Source organism: Paracoccus xiamenensis, from assembly GCF_011308835.1.
GTDB classification, from domain to species: Bacteria; Pseudomonadota; Alphaproteobacteria; order Rhodobacterales; family Rhodobacteraceae; genus Paracoccus; species Paracoccus xiamenensis.
The window spans coordinates 296,200-318,467 of record NZ_JAAOHY010000004.1 but is presented as its reverse complement, the minus strand read 5'-3'; the positions used below and the strand labels follow the sequence as shown (position 1 = coordinate 318,467).

Genomic DNA, 22,268 nt, shown 5'->3' with positions numbered 1-22,268 from the left:
GTGGATCAGGATAATGACTGCCTCGACGCTGAGCCCGTGCTCATGAAAGCTTTTGTCTTCAAAGCCGAAAAGTAGATTGATCCCACCTTCGGGATTCACCGTCAGTTCGAAATAGCTTTCATTGATCGACGCCCGCAGCCTTCGCTTTCGCGACCAATCAGCCGGATCGTCCGCGAGGATCGGCAGAGGCGTCACGCCGATGCCGCTTTCGGCTAGAAGATCGACCAGCACGTCCAGCAACGCCGCCGCGCGCCGGTGGTCTTCACCAGTCGGTGGCTCGAACACATACTCGATCCAGCTGGCTCGATGATGGATTAAAGCATTGCGCGCAGCAGCCACTCTGACTGCGATGCTACTGCTCCGGCCACTATCGGTACCACTTCTCTTTGCTCGTTGAGGCAACAAGAATGGCAGCCGCTGCCGCAAATGGAATCAGCGGCAGCACGGCGAGAAATATGAAGCCAGGCGCTTCGCCCCTGACCAGAAAGCCGATTCCAATAGCGAACGGCACGAGTCCAATTCCGCCACAATCACCGCACGGACCTCAAGGTCGTGACGGGTGTCCGCCGGGGACGGCAGGGAAACGATTATCGATACGCGTTCGGCAAGGCCTTCGATGCATTCTATTTCCGCAAGGATCAGCCCGCCTATCGACCGATCTGCGAGGTGCTGGCCGAATATGTCAGTGAAAATTTCTACTTCACCCATCATTCGGAGGTGTTTGGCATCCGCGCCAGAGGAATTGAGCCCAAGAGCCTCAGCGTTCTCTGTGCCAGGCATGGCATCGGCGCCAAGATCACGGCGCAAGTCCTGAAGACGCGGACCAAGAAGCGGGTTGGCCTTGATCACGAGGTCGATCCGGCCCTGATCGCAGAGCTGGCCCCGCAGTTGAAAGGCCTGCTGAACATGCATGATGCGGCGCGGCAACTTGGCGTCAGCCTCGACGTGTTTCGCGTGCTGCTGGCCGATGGGCTGATCGAGCCTGACTATCAGTTCAACCAACGCATGGCAGGGTTTCGGCCCGAAACACTGGACGCGTTTTTGGCCGAGTGGGCGGGGTTTGGGCGGCCGATACCCAAAAGGAAAAGGCAGAGGACGTTGAATCTGATGATCGTTGCGCGATCGCACTTCACGCGAACGCCGCTCCTGTTGCGCGCCGCACGGAAACTGGGACTCGAATTGTTCCGAGACAGGCGAAAGCGCGGCTAGGCGGCGGTAATGATCGCCGAGTGCAATGTCGCTGCACTGATCGAAGAGGCGCGGGCAGAGCGGGGACAGCGGGATCGTGATCGCTAGGGTATGGTCGCCCAACGATGACTTGGCCAGAGCAATATTAGAGCAGTATTATCGTCGAGTGCACAAGGCGCCTCCCGACCGGGCCGGTGAGGGTCAGCCAATTCCGGTTGAGGGTGGCTGAGCGCTTACGTATCTACTATGAGGCCGTTGCGACAACATGTGCAGAGTGAAACGTCCGGCACGATGAGTACCCCTTTCGATCAAAGTGACGATGATCCATGGGCCCTGAAGCCGGGCAAGTCAGGAGTGGCTGAACCTGAGTCGGAGCCGCCGGTATTGCGGATCGAGACCATTGAGGGTGTTAAGCCACTAGATCGCCAGATCGGGTTATTTCCAAAAAAGACCGTGCCGGAAACCCTCTATGACGCGTTGTTTGGTCAGCCGGCCCCGACCTCGGTCGAATTCGACGCTGCCGGCGGCAATCCTGCTGCCGTCCCGCCCATGCAGACCTATGCGATCCTTGACGCCTCCAAGATCCCCAACCTGCCCGAGTTGCTGGAGGACAGCCGGTTGGTATACCGCTGCCTGTTCAAGAGCGGCGCCTATGACGAGTTGAAGGACGTCGCCCCCTGGGTGCTGCGGCTGGAAGAGGGCAACAGCTTCACCCGTAACTTGTTCACGCGATCTGATGCGCCTTGGCATGTATGGGATCGCGAGCCGGGGATCTACATCCGTGCTCGTCGCGACCTCGACGAGATGTGGCGGCATTTCAGAAAATTCACGCGTATCAAAGATGAGACAGGAAAGTGGTTTTTCCAGCGCTTCTGGGAGCCGCGCATGATCAGAGATTACGCTGAAAGCTCGTCCAGCCCGTTTACCGGAGGGGACATCGCGAGCGTCGTCGCGATCAGTTTTGAAATCGGCAAGGCGACCGTCGTGACCCCGGCTCCGAAAACCTTGACAGCTGTGCCTGTGCTTTTGCAATCGGATCGGCGGCGGTTCGCGGAAGGCGCAACCAGACAGTTTGCAGAGAAACTGGCCGCAGACCTGTTCAAGGCAGTGCCCGGTCAGTCCAAGCGGTTGGGCCTGAAAACAGCTGAACCTTTAGCCCAGTCCTTTCTGTATATCAGCGAAGCGATGGCCCGGATGGACATTCGCCGCGCTGCCGATGTCGCGCGCATCTGCGCATGTGCGTATTTTTACGGCACGCATTTCCTGCAGGATCCGAGGGTCGTACCGGTTATGTCAGCAAAGCTGAACCGGCCGAAGCAGGCAGCGTCGCTTCGGGCCTTGCGCTTCGATGAGGCGCTTCGTGACGATCCCCGGCATCGCCATGTCACGACGAATAAAGGTGTCGAGCACTTGCTTGCCGATCTGAAGCACCTGCAGGCCACAGGTCAACAGGCGCGGGTGTCGGCAGAGGAAGCAGGATTTTTGTCAGCGGCAGAGTGCGAGGCGTTTCAAACTGCCTGCAGGCTGGGATGGCATCAAGCGGGTTTGCCGATCGAAGAGGATTCGCTGCGGCGAAGGGCACATTCCCGGATTGCGCTGCTATGGACCCCCTGGTTCATGCAAGACCCGCTGCATGCGGTGACGAGGGAAGCATTGTTGCGCTCGTCTCGGAATGACTTAGAAGTGTTGATCGATATTTTTTGTGGAAGAATTGGTAAAGAGTAAAATAGATGGGTGACCAAGCATATCCGCTTGACGGCTCTTTCGGCCATGATGATTATCGAAGCGCGCAGAATACGGCAGCTTCAGCGGGCGGCAAAGCCACAGGCGGCGGCTGTGCGGAATGCCATACCGGCAACTGGATCCATGTCAGATATGAATACCCGAGCGAGCAGGCTGTAACCGATGCAGTTTTTGTCGTTCAAAGGCCGAATGGCGGCAAGCCTGGCGGCGAGGTCATTACCGAAGGCGTGCTGACCGTGACGCAGCAATCCGCGCATGAATTCGTCCATGTCGATCTGGGCGATTACAAAGGCGAGGTTGAGGTCTTCTTTTACGATGATCCGACCGAACCGGAAACGGCCGACGATCCTGGCAAGGTTGTCGACGAGAGAGGCTTTTTCAGCCGGGTTGCAGACGGGATCGCCGGAGCTGCTGATTGGACCGGCGGCGTCGTCATGGGCGACTTCAACGAAGATATGTCCACGGGACAGGTGATCACCAACGCCGTCGTCACAATGGTTCCCGGTGTTGACCAGGTAGCAGACGTCCGCGACCTGGTAGCAAATGGCAAGGCACTCGTCTGGGACAAACGCTATGGTGAAATCGCCGTTTGGGTCGGTGTCTTTGCCTGTCTGATTGGACTGGTCCCCACTCTCGGTTCGCTGGCGAAAGGCGTCATCAAGCTCGTCTGGAAGAACGCCGATGATGTCGGGCGAATTCTGATCTACATCAACAAGGCGCTGTTCAAGGTCGGCAGGCCGTTGAACGGCTACAGGTTTGTAAAAAAGCTAGCCGATGACATCCCGGGCTATGTCGGCTTCGTTACGCAGAAATTCAACGATCTGATGGACATGGTTACCGAAAAGATCGCTTTGGCCAGCAGGCTCATGCCGACCAAGGTGGCCGAAGCCCAGGCCGCGATTTTGGCCGTGCGTGCGATGGCAAATGAGAAGTTCTCCGAGGTCGCCAGCAAAATTCAGGCCAAGATCATCAATGGACTTGCCCGTTTCGCCACCCGCACGCATGCTGTGTTGCCTTCGCAATCCATCATCATCCGGCGGACGGTAGAGGCGGTAGTGGAAGCAGGACCGTTTAATTCATGGCAGAAAACCATGGCACGCGAAGGGTTTGATAAAAGCGCCCTGGAACTCGGAGCGAAGCAAATCGATGAGGCGGCAGCATTAAAAATGCAGCAGATTATTGATTCAGCAGAAAGATGGAAAGACGAATTTTTAAAAGATCCCAAGCTGCCTGTATCGTTGAAGAACTCAATTGAGAGTGATCCAGAGCGATTTGTTTCAAAAGTGATGAGTACTTTCGGATCTAAACCAAATTACAAAGAGTTTCGACCTGGAGATAAGCTGTATCGCGTTGTCAGCGATGAGAAAGGATATGAAGGGCAGTTTTGGAGCCCATCGAGACCAACCTCCACAGAGGCAGAGTGGCGTGCAAGAGATGCTGTGCTGAATAGTTGGAACCAGGGCGGAGCATATATTGTAGTAGATGTTCCTCCGCCGCCCTTTGCGTTTATAGGTGAGATTGGTCCGCAGGATTTGAAACAAGTCGGGAAAAGCGGCTACTATTTGGAGGGTGGCGGGACCCAGATCTGGCTTCCGCGAGATTATCCGGCTCCGGCTGTGAAGCCCGATCAGGTAAAAGAATACTGGCACACTGAGTGGAATGCACCGACTTCAGCGCTGCGTGCCGTTCGCAATGCAGGAAAAATAGACGAGTGTGATCTATGAGCGACGCTAAAGAAATCATTGATTTGTTTGAACGAGCGGATCGGATGATTGTGGAGTACATCAGTATGATGGCAAACACGAGAAGTTATATACACTCTCGGATTAAGAAAGGAGTTCCGCTTCCTCGTGGGGTTGTTGTCGCCATTAAGGAGGGGCGAGAGGATGACCTTGCTTGGTTGAGCCGTGCGTTGGTTGATTTAAAGGATGACGAAGACGTGGTTTCCAAAGGCCTCTTGGAAATGCGAAATACGCTTGCAAGTGCGGAAACGCTTTTAGACATTCGAGAGGTTGCGGTTTTTATAATGACTTGGCCCGGCGGGGTGGAGCGCTTAATGGAAACCGTAGTGAATGATCAGTATAAGGTGAGCGATGTACTGCCGCCGCCTACATACTATTGGAAGCCAATATCGACATCCTATCGTAAGAATTTTATTAATTCTGCCGATGATCCCGCAGGGTCGAACAAGCAACTTCTTTCGGTTTTACACTGCCTGAAGAAATCATTTAATCCGTGGTCTTGATGTGCGCTTTCTCTTGGTATTCAGTCCCGGCATTTGGTGGATCGGGTTCAAGATGAATCTGTCCGGCTCTGATGTCCAGATCTTGCAGATGTATTCGTAGGGTGTGAACCCGTTGAGGGTCTTGAGCCGGCGCGCGAAGTTGTATGCTGCCATGAAGTCCGAGAGGTGCTTTCGCAGCTGATCATGGCTGTTGTAGTGGAATCGTTTGACGGTGGCCTCCTTGATCGTTCGGTTCATTCGCTCGACCTGCCCTTTGGTCCAGGGATGGTTGGGTTTGGTTAGCCGGTGCTCAATCCCGTTGGCCTCACAGACCATGTCGAAACGCATGGGCCGGGAATAAGCAGTGTTCCGGTTCCGAGGCTGCTCAGCGAACTGAATGCCATTGTCAGTGAGGACGGTGTGGACCTGATATGGCACGGATTCGAGCATGTGCTGCAGGAACTCCCAAGCTGTCTTTCTGTCCGCTCTGTCGGCGAGATGGGTCACGGCAAACTTGCTCGTGCGATCGATGCCGACGAAAAGATAGAGCTTGCCCTCGGCAGTCTGCACCTCGGCGATGTCGATGTGGAAGAACCCGATAGGGTAGCGCTTGAACTTCGACCGCTTCGGCTTGTCGCCCTCGACGTCAGGCAAGCGCGAGATGCAATGCCGTTGCAAGCACCGGTGCAGCGCTGACCGTGTCAGGTGCGGGATGGATGGCTGCAGGGCATAGAGGCAGTCGTCCAGAGGCAACAAGGTGTGCCGCCTGAACGCAACGATGGCTGCCTCCTCGGCTTCGGTCAGGACCGTGGAGCGCGGCTTCTTTGGCCCTGTCTTGAGATCATCGACCGTCTGCCGTTTACGCCACTTCGCAACCGTCCTCGGATTGATCCCCAGCTCCCGGCTCAGCGCCGCGAGCGAAGCTTGCGATCGCTGTATTGCTGCTCTGACGGCGTGCGTGGTCGTGGCGCTTCCGTGACGAACTTGTCCCATAGGGCATCCTTCCATCCCTTCGAAAGGATCACACCATCAAAACGTGGGATCAAACACCAGGAAACGGCTTAGCGGACATAGAAGAACAACGCATGCAGGATCACCGACTTCGGGTAGTGCACACCCTTGAACTCGATCACGCCGCAAGCTCCTGGCCAACCTCTTGACACCGCGGACATATCTACCGCCCCCCGGACACCGAAAACTTTGAGACAAAACCCCCGCAATTGCTGCGGAGGCCTTGCCTGATGACGCTCCGTTCAGACGTCAGATGTTCCCCGCCGCGAGCTCCCTGGCAATGTGATCCGCCTGACGGATTGCCAGTGCTACGATGGTCAGCGTCGGGTTTTCGGCCGCGCCCGTGGTGAATTGGCTGCCATCGCTGACGAACAGGTTGGGGATGTCGTGGCTTTGCCCCCATTTGTTCACGACGCCATCCTCGGGGCGTTCGGACATGCGGTTGGTGCCCAGATTATGGGTTGACGGATAGGGCGGCGTCGGCAGCGTGCGCGTCGCGCCCACGGCCTTGTAGATCGCCTGCCCTTGCTCATAGGCGTGGTTGCGCATGGCGATATCGTTCGGATGGTCGGTAAAATTGACGTTGGCGACCCTAAGCCCGAACTTGTCCGTCACATCGGACAAGGTGACGCGGTTCTCGGCTTGCGGCATGTCCTCGCCCACGATCCACATGCCGGCCATGTTTTCGTAGCTGTCCAGTGCCGTCGTGAACTCGCGTCCCCATGCGCCCGGATCAAGGAAAGCCGCCATGAATGGCAATCCAAGGCTCAGCGTTTCCAGCTCGTATCCGCCGACGAAGCCGCGTGTGGGGTCGTGTCTTGCCTCGTCGCGGACAATGCCCGCCATCGTCGTGCCGCGCCACATCCGCACCGGCTTGTCAAAAATCGCATAGGCCGAGCCGGTCGTGTGGCGCATGTAGTTGCGGCCCACCTGCCCCGAGCTGTTCGCCAGCCCGTCGGGGAACATGCTGCTGGCCGAGTTCAACAGCAGCCGCGGGCTTTCAAAGCTGTTGCCGGCGACGCAGACGATACGCGCGGCCTGCATCTGCAGATTGCCATCGCCGTCGAAATACTCGACACCGGTGACCTTGCCACTGTCATCATGCAATATGCGTGCGGCATGGGCGTTGGCCCGAACTTCAAGATTGCCGGTCGCCTCGCCACGCGGAATGTCGGTATAGGCCGAGGACCATTTCGCACCCCATTTGCAGCCCTGAAAACAGAAGCCTGTCTGCTGGCAGGCCATTCGGTCATCATATTCGACGCTGTTGATCGCCATGTTGCCGCTATGGACGTCCTGATAGCCCAGTGCCTTGGCGCCTTTTTCGAAGACCAGATAGTTGTTGCAACCCGGCAGGCGTGGACGGTCACCTGTGCCGGTCACGCCCAGTTTGGCCTCGGCCAGATCGTACCACGGGGCCATTTCAGCGCTGTCGATGGGCCAATCCAGCAGGTTTGCGCCTTCGACCGGGCCATAATTCGTCAGTGCCTTCCATTCATGATCCTGAAAGCGCAAGGATGCGCCGGCCCAATGGATCGAGGTGCCACCGACGGCCTTGACGATCCACGCCGGCAGGCCGGAGAAGTCTTTTGCTACACGCCAGTCTCCGCTGGTCGTGCGCGGATCGGTCCAGGCGAGTTGCCCGAAACTATCCCATTCGTCATTCACATAATCCTCGGGCAGGTAACGCCCGCCCGCTTCCAGTGCCACGACCTTGACGCCCTTCTGCGCCAGTTCGTTCGCCAGCACGCCGCCACCGGCGCCTGTCCCGACGATGACGACAACGCTGTCATCGGTCAGATCGAATTTTGCTGCCTCCGCCATGATCCGTCCCCCCTTACAACCACTCGATGTCGTCGAAGCCGCGGTCAATATAACCGCCCTGCGAGTAGGACTCGCCCTCATATCCGAACAGAGGCCAGACCTCTTTCTGGTTATAGAGGCCGGTCACCAACCCCCCGCGAACGGTCTGGAAGAAAGGCATGTCTTCAATCCCACGCAGGACGGCGACGCGGTCCGCCTCCCAGCCGATGGACAGATAGTCGTCAAATCCCGCTGCCTTGGCCGCGGCATCGACTGCTGCGATACCCTCAGCGACAGCGGCCTTTTGTTCTGCGCTGTCATAGCCCTTGATGGCGGTAGCATAGAAACGGTCTGCCACCCGGTCATGCGGGAAGATGTCGCGCGACATTTGCAGCAGCGTCGCCATCTCATGTTCGCTGATTGCTGTCACCTCGACGGCCCAGGCTGCATCGGGTGCGGCAATGAAGCCCGTTCCCACGACGGCCAGTGCGCCGGCCGCCACTGTCCGCGACAGCAGCGCCCGCCGGGTCAGGCCCAGATTCCTGATATTGGACATGTTTCCTCCTCCCTTGTTGTTTTACAGATGGCGCGGACCTCCTCCTGATCCGCGTCTCTGCGTTATTTGAAGCGTCCCCCCCGCTGCAGCACTTCGATCTGGTAGCCATCCGGGTCGGCGATGAAGAAGAACCGGGCGACAAGCTCGCCGCCCGGCGCGAAATCGACCAGCTTGCGCGGGTTGAAGCCTTCATCGGTCAGGCGCGCATGAAGCGCGTCGACATCATCGACCGAGACGGCGAGGTGGCCGTAGCCATCGCCCAGATCATAGGGTTCTGTCCTGCCCTTGTTGACGGTCAGTTCCAGCTCTGCCTCTGCCTCGGGGTTGGACAGATAGATCAGTGTGAATTCGGGAAAATCCAGCCGGTCGGCGACCTTCAGGCCGAAGACCTTGTCATAGAAATCAACAGACCGCGTTTCGTCCAGAACCCGGATCATGGAATGAATGTATTTGGCCATGCGGCCCTCGCTGTTCTTAATGGTAAGGACAGCCTAGAAGATTGGCAGAAGCGGCGGGTAGTAAGGGGTTACTACAGGGCCAAATCGCGGATTTCCGTTATTCGGCGGCGATGGCCTGAACAGCGATCTGCTGATCTTCGCCCAGGTGGACCGTGCAGGCGCAGCGCAGCAGAGACGTAAAGTTCCGCGCCTCGCCATGCAGTTCCAGAACCTCGGAATGCAGCTTCGAGATGAAGGCAGGTGTCGACATGCCCTGATTGGCGGCAATGTCGTCCAGTATCCCCCAAAAAGCGCGCTCCAACCGGATCGACGTCGATTGACCGTTCAGGCGCAGCCGTCGGGTGACAGCTTCATAACGCCTTGGGTCCTGACCGGCAAAGATCTGGCACATCGCTTGATCTCGCTAAGCTTGCTTTCGTTAATCTTGGGCTATCACACTGCAATGGTCAACGTTCAAGTCCGGTCACCCTCGGGTGATACCGGCATGCATGCTCTGACCCAACGAAAGCCAATATCAAGTGCGGACCCACATGGCCCCGCATCGCGTGAGCTCGTCTTGCCCGTATCCTCTCGCTGGTGGGGCGAAAGTCAGCGTCAGGAAAGCTACCCCGCAGCGCACTGCCAGCGCGCGACTGGTTAGGGCCCGTGATGTCGACCGGCGGAAATTGATTGAGCTGGTGGAGCCGAGGGGAATCGAACCCCTGGCCTCGTCATTGCGAACGACGCGCTCTACCAACTGAGCTACGGCCCCATCGACGCGATTTCTGGCCCGCACCTGCTGCAATGTCAAGCTGGGAAATCGCGGGGCTTGCATGGCCGCGCCGGGCGGGCCATGACGGGCGCAAAAGGGGATTGCCATGAATATCGTGATACTCGGCGCGGGTCAGGCGGCGGCCTCGATGGCGGCAAAGCTGCGTGCAGAAGGCCATGGCGGCGGCATCACCGTGATCGGTGACGAAGATGCACCGCCCTATCAGCGCCCCCCCCTTTCCAAGGCCTACTTGATGGGTGAGATGCCGCTGGAACGGTTGACTTTGCGCGGGGACGACTGGTGGAGCGATCAGGATATCCGCCTGCTGACCGGAACCCGCGCGACACGGGTCGACCGGCAAGCGAAGCTGGTCGAAACCTCGGCCGGACAGGTCCCGTACGACCAACTGGCGCTGACGCTTGGGGCAAGCCCGCGCAGGCTGCCGGCGGCAATCGGGGGCGATCTGGATGGCGTGCACACGGTGCGGGGCATCGCCGACATCCACCGGGCAAAACCCGAACTGACGCCGGGCAAGCGGCTGGTTGTGATCGGTGGCGGATATATCGGACTGGAGGCCGCCGCGGTCGCCCGCAAGCTCGGGCTCGATGTCACCGTGGTCGAGGCGGCGCCGCGCATTCTCGGCCGCGTCGCTGCGCCCGAAACCGCTGACATGATCCGCGACCTGCACCATGCCCACGGCACCGAGATCATGGAAAGCACGGCGATTCAGGCATTGGAAGGCGACACCCATGTCCGCGCCGTTCGGCTGGCCGATGGCCGCCTGCTGCCCGCCGATCTGGTGGTGCTGGGGATCGGGATTGACCCCGAAACTGCGCTCGCCGCTGAGGCAGGACTGACACTAGACAACGGTATTGCCTGCGACACACAGGGGCGAACCACGGATCCGGCGATCTGGGCCGCGGGGGATTGTGCCTCGTTTCCATGGCAAGGTCAGCGGTTGCGGCTGGAAAGCGTGGGCAATGCGATCGACATGGCCGAACTGGTGGCGCAGAACATGCTGGGTGCCGGCAAGGAATATACGCCGAAACCGTGGTTCTGGTCGGACCAATATGATGCGAAATTGCAGATCGCCGGGCTGAATACGGGCTATGACCGCACCGTCAAACGCCCCGGAGACAGCGATCAGGCCGGTTCGGTCTGGTATTACCGCGGCGGTCAGCTGATCGCTGTGGACGCGCTGAATGACGCCCGCGCCTATATGGTCGGCAAGCGCATGATCGAGGCCGGAAAGACTGCCGACCCGGCACGCGTCGCCGACCCGGCGATCCCGGTGAAGGAGCTACTATGAGGATCATCGGCGGCACGCTGCGGGGTCTGAAACTGGCCGAGGTCGGCGCCGGTGATCCCGCCGCCCATCTGCGCCCGACCACCGACCGCGTCCGCGAGACGATGTTTAACCTTCTGGTCAACAGCCTCGGCATCCGGCTGGAGGGGATGCGGGTGCTAGACCTGTTCGCCGGTACAGGCGCATTGGGGCTGGAAGCACTGTCGCGCGGTGCGTCCCGCGTGGCCTTTGTCGATGACGGCACGGCGGCCCGCGCCCTGCTTCGCGCCAATGTCGAAAAGGCTCGCGCCATGGGCAGCACCGATATCTGGCGTCGTGACGCGCTGAAGCTCGGCCCCAATCGCGGACCGGGCTATGACCTGATCTTCATGGATCCGCCCTATGGCAAGACCTTGGGCGAAGCAGCACTTCAATCGGCCATCGACGGCGGCTGGCTGACGGACAGCGCCGTCGTCATCTGGGAAGACAGCGCGCCACCCACCCTGCCACCGGGCTTCGACCTGCTGGACCAGCGGCGCTATGGCGACACGCTGGTCACCATCCTTCAAAGGCAAGGGGCGCTCGCGCCCCCTCTGGCCTGACGGCCATTCACCCCCTGAGGATATTTGCGCCAGCGTGAAGCCTTCATTCTGGCGTAAATATCCCCTGGGGTGTCCGAAGGACGGGGGCAGGCAGCCCCCTGCCCTCAGTCGCGCAGAAGCTCGTTGATCGAGGTTTTGGAGCGGGTCTTTTCATCGACGCGCTTCACGATCACCGCGCAGTAAAGGTTGATCCCGTTCTTCGACGGCATCGAACCGGCGACGACGACCGAACCGGCCGGGACCTCACCATAGCTGACCTCGCCGGTCTCGCGGTCAACGATCTTGGTTGACTGGCCGATGAAGACGCCCATACCAAGAACCGAGCCTTCACGGACGATGCAGCCCTCGACCACCTCGGAGCGGGCGCCAATGAAGCAATTGTCCTCGATGATGGTCGGGCCGGCCTGCAGGGGTTCCAGCACGCCGCCGATGCCGACGCCCCCGGACAGGTGGACATTCTTGCCGATCTGGGCGCAGGACCCCACCGTCGCCCAGGTATCGACCATGGTGCCCTCGCCCACATGCGCGCCGAGGTTCACGAAGGACGGCATCAGCACCGCCCCCTTGGCGATATAGGCCGAGTGGCGGACGATGGCGCCGGGCACGGCACGAAAGCCGGCTTCGCGCCACTGGTTATCGCCCCAGTCCTTGAACTTGCTGTCGACCTTGTCCCACCAGTTCGAACCCTGCGGACCGCCCGACATTTCTTCCATGTCGCGCAGGCGGAAGCCGAGCAGCACCGCCTTTTTTGCCCATTGGTTCACGTGCCAGTCGGCGCCGCGCTTTTCGGCCACGCGCAGCGCGCCCTTGTCGAGCGCCTCCAGCGTCGCCTCGATCGCCTCGCGGGCTTCACCCTTGCTGGTGGGGGTGATGGTGTCGCGGGCATCCCAGGCGGCTTCGATGGCGGTCTCTAGCGCGGCATTGGACATGGGGCTCTCCTCGGTCAGGGTGGAAACTGCTTGCTTTGGGCTATAAGCGGGGGAAGAAGCTGGCGCAATGCGCCCGTCCCTATCCAGAGGCCGATATGACCGAAGACGAAGCCCGCGCCCATCCCTTCCCGCATAGCCGCGAAGATGCACAGTCGGCGCAGCAGACACCGGACACGCCGCAGACCCGGAACCCGGCCTATAAGCTGGCCTTTGCCGATATGGATTTCCTGCTGCGTGAGGAAATGCGGGCGATCCGCCTGCAACTGGAACTTCTGAAGCCGCAGATGATCATGGACGAACGCGGCATCGAATCGACCGTTGTGATGTTCGGCGGTGCGCGCATCCCCGCGCCCGAGCACAAGGACCGGGCGCGCACGCCGGTGATGGCCGAATTGTCGAAATATTATGATGAGGCCTATGAGTTCGCCAGACTCATGACCGAGCGCAGCCAGCAAACTTACGGGCGCGAATTCGTCATCTGCACCGGCGGCGGGCCGGGCGTGATGGAGGCTGGCAACAAGGGCGCCCATGATGCGGGCGGTCAGTCGATCGGGCTGGGGATCGTTCTGCCCCATGAACAGGCGCCGAACGAATATGTGACGCCGGACCTGTCCTTCAACTTCCATTATTTTGCCATTCGCAAGATGCATTTCCTGCTGCGCGCCCGCGCCATCACCATCTTCCCGGGCGGCTTCGGCACGCTTGACGAGATGTTCGAAACCCTGACCCTGATCCAGACCGGGCGTATGAAACGCGTGCCGATCCTGTTGTTCGGGCGCGATTTCTGGGACAGCGTTCTGGACTGGAAGGCGCTTGCCGAAGCTGGCACCATCAGCGCCGAGGACCTGAATCTGTTCGAATATGTCGATACCGCAGCCGAGGCGGTGGCGATCATCGACGCCTATGACCCAGACGCCTGCGACTAGCGTCATACCTTCAATGCGTAAGGGCGGCACTTGGCCGCCCTTTTTTCATGCCAGATGGTCACGAAACTCTTTGAAGATGTCTTCGTAGAGCGACCGCTTGAAGGGCACGATGGCAGCCAACAGATCATCGGCGCGCATCCACGCCCATCTGGCGAATTCGGGATGCTCGGTTGCGATGTCGATCTGGTCGTCCTGGCCGGTAAAGCGCATCAGCACCCATTTCTGCCGCTGCCCACCGAACTTGCCCTTCCAGATCTTGCCGACCAATTCGCCCGGCAGGTCGTAATAGGCCCAGTCGGCGGTCTCGGCGACGACCTCGACCGCAGTCGAGGGCAGGCCGGTTTCCTCGCCCAGCTCGCGGATCGCGGCCTCCAGCGGATCCTCGCCGGGGTCGATCCCGCCCTGCGGCATCTGCCAGGCCTCGACCGTGCTGTCGATGCGCAGCCCGGCCCAGATCAGCCCGTCGTCATTGACCAGCACCACACCCGCGCCGGGCCGGTAGGGAAGCCCCCCCGGCCCCAACCGTTCGCCGCCCTCGGTCATTGCGTGCCTTCGGTCGCGGGGGCCTCGGCGGCACCTTCGCCTGGTGCGCCGCCGTCATCTTCCATTTCCGGCGCGTCGGTGGCGGGGGTGCCCTCGGTGCCGGAATCCTCGCCGGTGGTGGCGGGTTTGGCGGATTCAGGTACCGCATCGGCGCGGAAATCCACCGCCGAAAGGCCTTTCAGGATGTCGATGGCATAGGCCATCTGATAATCCTCCTCGCGCAGCTTGGCGGTCGCCTCGACCTCGGCGGCTTCTTCTTCCAGCTGACGCTTTTCCTCGTCGGAATAGCTGTCATTGTTCAGTGCGCCCCGCAGTTCAGCCTCGGAGGTCGAGAAGCTGGATTCGGTGCGCGGCTGGTCCTCGTCCTCCTCTTCGGGCTTGGGACGGGGCTGAGCGACGATGATGTCGGGATTGATCCCCAGCGCCTGAATCGACCGGCCCGAGGGGGTGTAATAGCGTGCCGTGGTCAGCCGCATGGCGCTGTCCGAGGTCACCGGCAGCACCGTCTGGACCGAGCCCTTGCCGAAGGACTTTTCGCCCACGACGATGGCGCGGCGATGGTCCTGAAGCGCCCCGGTCACGATCTCGGACGCGCTGGCAGAGCCGCGGTTGATCAGCACCACAACCGGCTTGCCTTCGGCCAGATCGCCCGGCGTGGCGTTCCAGCGTTCGCTTTCTTCGGGCGTGCGGCCGCGGGTCGAGACGATCTCGCCCTTGTCCAGGAACGCGTCCGACACGTAGATTGCCTGATCCAGCAGCCCGCCGGGGTTGTTGCGCAGGTCGATGACGAAGCCGGTCACCTTGTCGATGCCGCCGATCTCGTCGACGGCCATTTTCAGATCGGCTTCCAGCGAGGACATGGTTTCGTCGTTGAAGGTGGCAACGCGCAGCACCACGACGTGGCCCTCGGTCCGGCCCTTCACGGCGGTCAGCTTGATGGTGTCGCGGATCATCTTCAGATCGAAGGGCTCCTGTTCGCCCTCGCGCAGGATGGTGATGGTGACTTCGGACCCGATCTCGCCGCGCATCAGGTCGACCGACTGATCCAGCGTCAGCCCCATAAGCGGCTCGCTGTTGACATGGGTGATGAAATCGCCGGCCTTCACGCCTGCTTCCGCAGCGGGGGTGTCATCCATGGGCGAGATGACCTTGACCAGACCGTCTTCCTGCCCGACCTCGATCCCCAAGCCGCCGAAGCTGCCGCGGGTCTGGGTCTGCATGTCCTCGTAATCGTCGGCCGGCAGGAACGAGGAATGCGGGTCCAGCGATTGCAGCATGCCGTTGATGGCCGCCTCGATCAGTTTCTTGGCGTCGGTTTCCTCGACATATTGGCCGCGCACCTGTTCAAAGACATTTCCGAACAGGTCCAGCTGTTCGTACACGTCCGCATTGCTGGAAGCGTCCTGCGCCAGGATCGGCCCGGCAAGCTGCGTGGTCAGCAAAAGACCGGCCAGAGTGCCGCCGATGCCCGCGATCAGATAGTTCTTCATTGCGTGTCCGCCTGTCCTTCAGCCTGCTTCTGCGTTTGGTCGACAATGTGATTGAGCACGAACCACTCGGCCGGGTCTAGCGTTTGCTTGTCCCGGCGCAGTTCGAGATACAGCGTTTCCGTGCGGTCGGCACCTTTCCCGGTCGCGGCATTGACCACGAAATCAATGCCAAATTCCTGCGCCGGCGGCTCTGTTCCGCCCATGAGACCAACGGGTTCGCCGGCGGCCAGCACGTCGCCGACCTCGCCGAAGACCTGCGCCATGCCGGCCAGAACCAACAGATAATCCTTCGACGGTTCGAGGATCATCACATTGCCGTAATCCAGCAGCGGCCCCCGGTAACGGATCGTCGCGGGCCATGGCGTCGTCACCAGCGCTGCGGGTGGTGTGGCAATGACCAGTCCCGGGCGTTCGATCCCGGCCGCGTCGGCTTCCTGATAGCGGCGCAGCACCTGCCCCATGACCGGCAGCGACAGCGAGCCCTGCGCGCCTTCGAAATCGGCCAGTGGCGGGCCGACATCGGATTCCATGTCAGCAATGCCTTCGGCAAAGCCGTCAAGCGTTGCCGCCGATTTTTCCAGTGCCTGCAACTCCTCGGGGTTGTCGGCAAAGCGCTTGGGCATGGTCGAGCGGTCGTTGGCGGCACTGGCCAGCAGCCGCCGCGCTTCCTGCACGCGGCCCAAGCCTTCGGCGAGGGTATTGGCCGCGTCCTCTTGCAGCACGCGCACCTCTGCGATGTTGTCGAGCCCCGCCTTCAGCCGGTCGGCCTCCTCGCGCAGGCCGGGCACGACGCTGGACATGATCATGCCCGACCGCGCCGTGGCCTCTGGCCCCGCCGGGTGCAGCAGCATCAGCGTCTCGGGCGAGCGCTCCATCGCTGTCATCACCCCGATGATCTTCGACAGATCGGCCCGGCGCGCCTCCCATTCGGTGCGGATTTCCTGTTCGCGGATGCCGGCCTGACGCAGCCCTGCGCGCATGGCCGTCAGCCCCGTTTCATAGGCGTGGATCATGTCTGTCAGCGCGGTGACCTGATCGTCCTTGGTCAATGCGTCTTCCAGCCGGCCAGTCGCCTCGCGCAGCTGGAAGGCCGCACGGGCGGCATCTTCGCCGGGGTCGTCGCCGCCCCCGGACTGGGCATTGCTGGCACCGGCGGGCAGCGCCAGCGCGGCGATCAGCGCGAAAGGCAGAAATCGTTTCATGCGCGCTCGATCAGGCTCCGGCCGGTCATTTCGGGGGGCAGTTCCAGCCCCATCAGATCCAGCACCGTGGGCGCCACATCGGCCAGACGTCCGCCGGGCCGCAAGGCGTCGGCTGCGGGATCGCCGACCACGATGACCGGTACCGGGTTGGTGGTATGGGCGGTATGCGGCCCGCCCGTCGCCGGGTCGATCATGGTTTCGCAATTGCCATGATCGGCGATGATGACCGCCGCGCCGCCCGCCTTCGCCAAGGCATCCATTGCCCGGCCCAGATTGCGGTCCACGGCCTCGCAGGCCAGCACCGCCGCCGGCAGGCTGCCGGTATGGCCGACCATGTCGGGATTGGCGAAATTGACCACGATCAGGTCATAGCCTTCCTCGATCGCCCGCACGAACCAATCGCCGACCTCATCCGCGGCCATTTCGGGCTGCAGATCATAGGTCGCGACCTTGGGGCTGGCGGGCATATGCCGGTCCTCGCCCGGTTCGGGTGCTTCCTTGCCGCCGTTCAGGAAGAAGGTGACATGCGGATATTTCTCGGTCTCGGCCAAATGGAACTGGCTGAGCCCCTGCTTCGCCACCCATGCGCCCAGGGTATTCTCGACCTGCCGCTTGGGATAGGCGGCAGTCATGAAGGTGTCATGCGTGGCGGAATAATCGACCATCCCCAGCAAAGCCGCCCATTTCGGGCGCACACCAGTGTCGAAGGCGTTGAAATCGGGCTGGCCGATAGCCGACAGGATTTCGCGCGCGCGATCGGCGCGGAAGTTCAGGCAGAAAAAGCCGTCGCCATCCTTCGCGCCCGCATAATCCGCGACAAGCGTCGGCTGGATGAATTCATCCGTCTCATCTCGGGCATAGGCCGCTTCGACCGCATGCGCCGCATCTGGCGCGCTGAACTCTGCCTGTCCGGCCACCATCGCGGCATAAGCGCGGCCCACCCGGTCCCAGCGATTGTCTCGATCCATCGCGAAATAGCGCCCGATCACGGTGCCGATCCGCACGCCATCGGGCAGGCTGCCCTGCAGTTCGGTCATGAAGCCCATGGCTGATTTCGGTGGCACGTCGCGCCCGTCGGTGATCGCGTGGATCACCACCGGCACACCCTTTTCAGCGACAGCACGGGCCGAGGCGAGGACATGCTGGATGTGCCCATGCACGCCGCCATCCGACACCACGCCCATCAGATGCGCGGTGCCGCCGGTCGCCTTCAGCTTTTCAATGAAATCGCCAAGCCCGGTATTCGCGTAATAGCTGCCGTCTTCGATGGCCAGGTCGATCTGCCCCAGATCCATCGCCACCACGCGGCCGGCGCCGATATTGGTGTGACCGACCTCGGAATTTCCCATCTGGCCCTTCGGCAGCCCCACATCGGGGCCATAGGTTATCAACGTCGAATGCGGGCAAGTCGCCAGCAGCCGGTCCATCGTGGGCGTATTCGCCTGATCCGGCGCGCTTTGTTCGGGCCGGTCGGAAATCCCCCAACCGTCCAGAATGCACAGAACAACCGGTTTCTTGCCGCTCATAGTCCTGCCCCTTCGTCGATGCCCAGCATGATGTTCAGGTTCTGGACCGCCGCACCAGACGCGCCCTTGCCCAGATTGTCCAGCACCGCCACGACGACCGCGCAATCCGCCGCGTCGTCGCCATGGACCGAGATCTCCATCATGTTGGTGCCGTTCAGCGCCTGCGGGTCGACGCGGGCGCCGATTTCTTCGGCCTCGCGGACGCGGACGAATTCGGCCCCGGCATAGTGCTGCGCCAGCGCCCCGTGCAGGTTCGACAGCGTCAGATCATCGCCCAGATACAGCGGCAGCGACACCGCCATGCCCTGCGCGAAATTCCCGACCGAGGGCGCAAAGACCGGCTGCACCTGCAGGCCGGTCATGCCCATGATCTCGGGGATGTGCTTGTGGCTTTGCGCCAGCGCATAAAGGAAGAAATCCGGCGCTGTCCCGTTTTCATATTCGGCGATCAGCGCATTGCCGCCGCCGGTATAGCCCGAGACGGCATTGATCGCCAAAGCATCGTCCGGCGCGATCAGCCCCGCCGCCAGCAGCGGGCGGATCATGGCGATGGCGCCGGTCGCATAGCAGCCCGGATTGCTGACCAGCCGCGCCGAGGCGATCCGGCCGCGCGCCGCCGGCGTCAGTTCGGCAAAGCCGTAAACCCATTCGGGATCGACCCGATGCGCGGTTGAGGCGTCGATGATCCGCACCGGCAGATCAGCCGACAGCGCCACCGCTTCCTTCGCTGCCGCGTCAGGCAGGCACAGGATCGCAACATCGGCTTCGGCAAAGCAGGCGCGGCGGGCATCGGCATCCTTGCGCAGATCGGGATCGATCTGGATCAGCCGGATATCGTCGCGCCCCGCAAGGCGGTCACGGATCTGCAAGCCGGTCGTACCGGCCTCGCCGTCGATGAAGACCTTATATGCCATCCTTGCCCTTTCCTGCCTGCGCCTATGACATAACGCCCCGCCCCGCCGGGGGCAATGCAGGCGGGACGCGGCCGAAGCGGATCGCGCACAGTTGAAACCGACCCGCCCGATCGCGTATCACCTTGGCCATGACCGACCCATATGCCCCGTCCGCCCCCGTCACCAGCCGCGCCGCTGGCCAGCCCTCGCGGCTGTATCACACGCCCTTGTCGCCGTTTTCGCGCAAGGTCCGGCTGGTGCTGGCCGAAAAGCGGATCGAGGTCGAACTGGCCGAGGAACGTTACTGGGAACAGGGCCCCGAACTGTTCCGCCGCAATCCGGCGGGCAAGATCCCGGTGCTGCGCCATGACGGCATGCTGTTGGCCGAAAGCCAGGCGATCTGCGAATATCTGGACGAAACCGTCCCGACCCCGCCCCTGATGCCCGACAGCGCTGCCGGCCGGTACGAGGTGCGCCGGTTGTGCGCCTGGTTCGACGACAAATTCAACGCCGAGGTGACTCGGCCCGTCCTGACCGAGCGTGTGTGGAAGAAGGTCCAGAAGACCGGCTATCCCGATTCACGCGTGGTCAAGTCGGGGCTGGCTGCGGTCAAAGCCCATATCGACTATATGCACAGCCTGTTGGAAGAGCGCCGCTGGCTGGCTGGCCCGACGCTGAGCATCGCCGATTTCGCCGCCGCCGCACATTTTTCCTGCCTGGATTATATCTCGGACGTGGACTGGGACCGTTCGGATCTGGTGCGCCAATGGTACGCCACGATCAAGTCCCGCCCGGCCTTTCGCAGCGTGCTGGCCGATCAGGTGCCGGGGCTTCACCCGGCACCGCATTACGCCCAGCTGGATTTCTGATTACCGGCCTTAGCCGAGCGCATAGCCCGTACCGCGCACCGTCCGCACCGGATTGTCGCCGCCATGGCTCATCAGCGCCTTGCGCAGCCGCCCGACATGGACGTCGATGGTGCGGGTATCGACATAGATGTCGCGCCCCCAGACCCGGTCCAGCAACTGTTCACGCGTCCAGACCCGACCGGGCTTTTCCATCAGCGTCGACAGCAGCCGGAACTCGGTCGGGCCGAGATGCAGCGCCTGCCCACCCCGGAACACCCGATGTTCGCCGGAATCAAGGATGATGTCCGCAAAGCTGAGCCGTTCGCCCATGGTCGCGGGCCGGGTCCGGCGCAGCTGCGTGCGCAGCCGCGCCATCAACTCGACCACCGAATAGGGCTTTACCACATAATCGTCAGCCCCGGTTTCCAGCCCGCGCACGCGGTCGACCTCGTCGCCACGCGCCGACAGCATCACGATGGGGATCTGGCGGGTGCCCGGATCGGCCTTGATGCGGCGGCAGATCTCGATCCCAGAGACATTGGGCAGCATCCAGTCCAGCACGATCAGGTCGGGGTCTTCCTCGGCCACCAGCAACAGGGCCTCGTCGCCGTTTTCGGCCATGACCACCTCGAAACCCTCGGCTTCGAGGTTGTATTTCAGCACTTCGCGCTGTGCGCCTTCATCTTCGACGATCAGCACGCAGGGGGTTTGGCGGCGGGCCATATGCTCATTCCTCGGCTTCGTTCAGCAGTTCGGGCGCATGCACCACGCCGTCGCGTTTGGGGCGCGCCTCTTCGGGCATCTCGCCGGTGACCAGATAGATCACCTGTTCCGCGATCGAGGTGGCGTGATCGCCCATGCGTTCGACGTTCTTGGCGATGAAATGCAGATGCATGCAAGGCGTGATGTTGCGCGGGTCTTCCATCATATAGGTCAGGAATTCGCGGAACAGCGCGTTATACATCTGGTCCACTTCCAGATCGCGGTCGCGCACGTCATTGGCCAGCACGGCATCGCGCTGGATATAGCTGTCGAGCGCGTCTTTCAGCATCCGGTCCACGGTATGCGACATCCGCCGCAGCGCCATGCCGGCCCCGTCGATCGACGGCAGCGTCGCCAGCACATGACTGCGCTTGGCCATGTTCTTGGCGTAATCCCCCACCCGCTCCAACGAGGCGGAGATCTTGATGACGGTCAGCACCAGCCGCAGATCGGTTGCGGTCGGTGCGCGCAGGGCGATCAGGCGGGCGGCTTCTTCGTTCACCTGCGCATCCAGCGCGTCGATTTCCTTGTCGCGGCGGCGCACGTCTTCGGCCAGATCTTCGTCCAGCTTTTCCAGCGCGGTCGCGGCATCGGCGATGGCCCGTTCGACCATGCCGCCCATGCGCACCACCAGCGCCTGAATGGTTTCCAGATCGCGGTCGAAGGCCGATGCGATATGTCTTTGTTCACTGCTCACGTCTCGCTCCTCTTGTCGTCCTCAGCCGATCCGGCCCGAGATATAGCTTTCCGTCCGCGGATCTTGCGGATTGGTGAAGATGTCGTCCGTCGCACCATATTCGACAAGGTTGCCAAGGTGGAAGAACGCCGTTTTCTGGCTGACGCGTGCCGCCTGTTGCATCGAATGCGTCACGATCACGACCGAGAAATCCTGCCGGAGCTGGTCGATCAATTCCTCGACCTGACTGGTCGCGATGGGGTCAAGCGCCGAACAGGGCTCGTCCATCAGCAGCACCTCGGGCTGGGTGGCCACGGCACGCGCGATGCACAGGCGCTGCTGCTGACCGCCCGAAAGGCCGGTCCCGGCTTCGTGCAGCCGGTCCTTGACCTCGTTCCACAGGGCGGCACCGCGCAACGATTTTTCGACGATCTCGTCCAGTTCACTGCGCGAGCGGGCAAGGCCATGAATGCGCGGCCCGTAGGAGACGTTGTCATAGATCGACTTCGGGAAAGGGTTCGGCTTCTGGAACACCATCCCGACCTTGGCGCGCAGCTGCACCGGGTCGACGCGCTTGTCATAGATATCCTCGCCATCAAGGACGATCTTCCCCTCGACGCGGGCGGCGTCGATGGTGTCGTTCATGCGGTTGATGCAGCGCAGGAAGGTCGATTTTCCGCAGCCGGACGGCCCGATGAAGGCGGTGACGGTCTTGTCGAGGATATCGACATTCACGTCCTTGATGGCGTGCTTTTCACCATAGAAGACCTGCACCTCACGGGCCGAGATCTTGATGTCATCCTGTGCCAATTTACGCTCCAGATTCGCCATGACATTCATGTTTTTCACCCT

Annotated in this window: 23 protein-coding genes, 1 tRNA gene and 1 pseudogene; 8 read left to right on the top strand and 17 right to left on the bottom strand. The window is 61.4% G+C overall.

Annotated features, from left to right (window positions below):
- The coding region (locus tag G7044_RS11675; RefSeq protein ID WP_166329060.1) for a hypothetical protein at positions 1–339 on the bottom strand (339 nt) is incomplete at its 3' end.
- Positions 340–552: 213 nt separating this feature from the next.
- Between G7044_RS11675 and G7044_RS11670 the strand changes: the two genes are divergently transcribed.
- The 4 genes from G7044_RS11670 (at position 553) to G7044_RS11655 (ending at position 5,176) form a co-directional block, all read left to right on the top strand.
- Complete coding sequence (locus tag G7044_RS11670; RefSeq protein WP_166329059.1) at positions 553–1,209, top strand: hypothetical protein; 657 nt, start codon at positions 553–555, stop codon at positions 1,207–1,209.
- 333 nt (positions 1,210–1,542) lie between these two features.
- Positions 1,543–2,913 (top strand): DUF4123 domain-containing protein, encoded by a 1,371-nt coding sequence (locus G7044_RS11665; RefSeq protein WP_166329058.1) that lies wholly within the window; start codon positions 1,543–1,545, stop codon positions 2,911–2,913.
- 5 nt (positions 2,914–2,918) lie between these two features.
- Positions 2,919–4,655 (top strand): hypothetical protein, encoded by a 1,737-nt coding sequence (locus G7044_RS11660; protein WP_166329057.1) that lies wholly within the window; start codon positions 2,919–2,921, stop codon positions 4,653–4,655.
- Positions 4,652–5,176, top strand: a complete 525-nt coding sequence (locus tag G7044_RS11655) for a hypothetical protein (RefSeq protein ID WP_166329056.1) — start codon at positions 4,652–4,654, stop codon at positions 5,174–5,176. The genes G7044_RS11660 and G7044_RS11655 overlap by 4 nt, the downstream gene beginning before the upstream one ends.
- Here G7044_RS11655 and G7044_RS11650 read toward each other — a convergent pair.
- The 7 genes and pseudogenes from G7044_RS11650 to G7044_RS11620 form a co-directional block, all read right to left on the bottom strand.
- Positions 5,156–6,148 (bottom strand): IS481 family transposase, encoded by a 993-nt coding sequence (locus G7044_RS11650; RefSeq protein ID WP_166329055.1) that lies wholly within the window; start codon positions 6,146–6,148, stop codon positions 5,156–5,158. The genes G7044_RS11655 and G7044_RS11650 overlap by 21 nt on opposite strands.
- A gap of 71 nt (positions 6,149–6,219) precedes the next feature.
- Positions 6,220–6,288: pseudogene (locus tag G7044_RS18205) on the bottom strand (IS6 family transposase); the annotation flags it as partial.
- 127 nt (positions 6,289–6,415) lie between these two features.
- On the bottom strand, positions 6,416–7,990 hold the full coding sequence (locus G7044_RS11640) for a GMC family oxidoreductase (RefSeq protein WP_166329054.1): 1,575 nt from the start codon (positions 7,988–7,990) through the stop codon (positions 6,416–6,418).
- Between the two features lie 13 nt (positions 7,991–8,003).
- Entirely contained in the window at positions 8,004–8,525 is a 522-nt protein-coding gene (locus tag G7044_RS11635; protein ID WP_166329053.1) for a Twin-arginine translocation pathway signal, read from the bottom strand.
- A 62-nt stretch (positions 8,526–8,587) separates the two neighbouring features.
- A complete protein-coding gene (locus tag G7044_RS11630; protein WP_166329052.1) occupies positions 8,588–8,983 on the bottom strand; it encodes a VOC family protein in 396 nt (131 codons plus the stop codon).
- 97 nt (positions 8,984–9,080) lie between these two features.
- A complete protein-coding gene (locus tag G7044_RS11625) occupies positions 9,081–9,374 on the bottom strand; it encodes a ribbon-helix-helix domain-containing protein (RefSeq protein WP_166329051.1) in 294 nt (97 codons plus the stop codon).
- Between the two features lie 284 nt (positions 9,375–9,658).
- Positions 9,659–9,734 (bottom strand) — tRNA-Ala (locus tag G7044_RS11620).
- Positions 9,735–9,840: 106 nt separating this feature from the next.
- Here G7044_RS11620 and G7044_RS11615 point away from each other — a divergent pair.
- Both G7044_RS11615 and rsmD read left to right on the top strand, forming a co-directional pair.
- Complete coding sequence (locus G7044_RS11615) at positions 9,841–11,043, top strand: NAD(P)/FAD-dependent oxidoreductase (RefSeq protein ID WP_166329050.1); 1,203 nt, start codon at positions 9,841–9,843, stop codon at positions 11,041–11,043.
- Entirely contained in the window at positions 11,040–11,621 is a 582-nt protein-coding gene (rsmD, locus tag G7044_RS11610; RefSeq protein WP_166329049.1) for a 16S rRNA (guanine(966)-N(2))-methyltransferase RsmD, read from the top strand. The genes G7044_RS11615 and rsmD overlap by 4 nt, the downstream gene beginning before the upstream one ends.
- 104 nt (positions 11,622–11,725) lie before the next feature.
- Here rsmD and dapD read toward each other — a convergent pair whose 3' ends face one another.
- On the bottom strand, positions 11,726–12,550 hold the full coding sequence (gene dapD, locus G7044_RS11605; RefSeq protein WP_166329048.1) for a 2,3,4,5-tetrahydropyridine-2,6-dicarboxylate N-succinyltransferase: 825 nt from the start codon (positions 12,548–12,550) through the stop codon (positions 11,726–11,728).
- Positions 12,551–12,645: 95 nt separating this feature from the next.
- Between dapD and G7044_RS11600 the strand changes: the two genes are divergently transcribed.
- Positions 12,646–13,476 (top strand): LOG family protein, encoded by an 831-nt coding sequence (locus tag G7044_RS11600; RefSeq protein WP_166329047.1) that lies wholly within the window; start codon positions 12,646–12,648, stop codon positions 13,474–13,476.
- 45 nt (positions 13,477–13,521) lie between these two features.
- On the opposite strand, the gene G7044_RS11595 is transcribed toward G7044_RS11600, so the two are convergent.
- The 5 genes from G7044_RS11595 to argC are packed head-to-tail and all read right to left on the bottom strand — an operon-like array spanning position 13,522 to position 19,151.
- Positions 13,522–14,019, bottom strand: coding sequence for an RNA pyrophosphohydrolase (locus G7044_RS11595; protein ID WP_166329046.1), 498 nt, complete (start codon positions 14,017–14,019; stop codon positions 13,522–13,524).
- Positions 14,016–15,509: a S41 family peptidase gene (locus G7044_RS11590; protein ID WP_166329045.1), complete on the bottom strand. Its 1,494-nt coding sequence runs from the start codon at positions 15,507–15,509 to the stop codon at positions 14,016–14,018. Before G7044_RS11590 ends, G7044_RS11595 begins: the two co-directional genes overlap by 4 nt.
- Positions 15,506–16,711 carry a murein hydrolase activator EnvC family protein gene (locus G7044_RS11585; protein WP_235931264.1) on the bottom strand — a complete coding sequence of 402 codons (1,206 nt, stop codon included), beginning with the start codon at positions 16,709–16,711 and terminating at the stop codon, positions 15,506–15,508. The genes G7044_RS11590 and G7044_RS11585 overlap by 4 nt, the downstream gene beginning before the upstream one ends.
- Entirely contained in the window at positions 16,708–18,237 is a 1,530-nt protein-coding gene (gene gpmI / locus G7044_RS11580) for a 2,3-bisphosphoglycerate-independent phosphoglycerate mutase (RefSeq protein WP_166329044.1), read from the bottom strand. The genes G7044_RS11585 and gpmI overlap by 4 nt, the downstream gene beginning before the upstream one ends.
- Positions 18,234–19,151, bottom strand: coding sequence for an N-acetyl-gamma-glutamyl-phosphate reductase (gene argC / locus G7044_RS11575; RefSeq protein ID WP_166329043.1), 918 nt, complete (start codon positions 19,149–19,151; stop codon positions 18,234–18,236). Before argC ends, gpmI begins: the two co-directional genes overlap by 4 nt.
- A gap of 128 nt (positions 19,152–19,279) precedes the next feature.
- Here argC and fzlA point away from each other — a divergent pair, with 128 nt between their 5' ends.
- Positions 19,280–19,999, top strand: coding sequence for an FtsZ-binding protein FzlA (fzlA, locus tag G7044_RS11570; RefSeq protein WP_166329042.1), 720 nt, complete (start codon positions 19,280–19,282; stop codon positions 19,997–19,999).
- 9 nt (positions 20,000–20,008) lie between these two features.
- On the opposite strand, the gene phoB is transcribed toward fzlA, so the two are convergent.
- Genes phoB through pstB form a run of 3 tightly spaced genes read right to left on the bottom strand, consistent with a single transcriptional unit; the run spans position 20,009 to position 22,256 of the window.
- Positions 20,009–20,701 (bottom strand): phosphate regulon transcriptional regulator PhoB, encoded by a 693-nt coding sequence (phoB, locus tag G7044_RS11565; RefSeq protein ID WP_166329041.1) that lies wholly within the window; start codon positions 20,699–20,701, stop codon positions 20,009–20,011.
- 4 nt (positions 20,702–20,705) lie between these two features.
- Entirely contained in the window at positions 20,706–21,437 is a 732-nt protein-coding gene (gene phoU / locus G7044_RS11560; RefSeq protein ID WP_166329040.1) for a phosphate signaling complex protein PhoU, read from the bottom strand.
- A 21-nt stretch (positions 21,438–21,458) separates the two neighbouring features.
- Complete coding sequence (gene pstB / locus G7044_RS11555) at positions 21,459–22,256, bottom strand: phosphate ABC transporter ATP-binding protein PstB (protein WP_166329089.1); 798 nt, start codon at positions 22,254–22,256, stop codon at positions 21,459–21,461.
- Between the last annotated feature and the right edge of the window lie 12 nt (positions 22,257–22,268).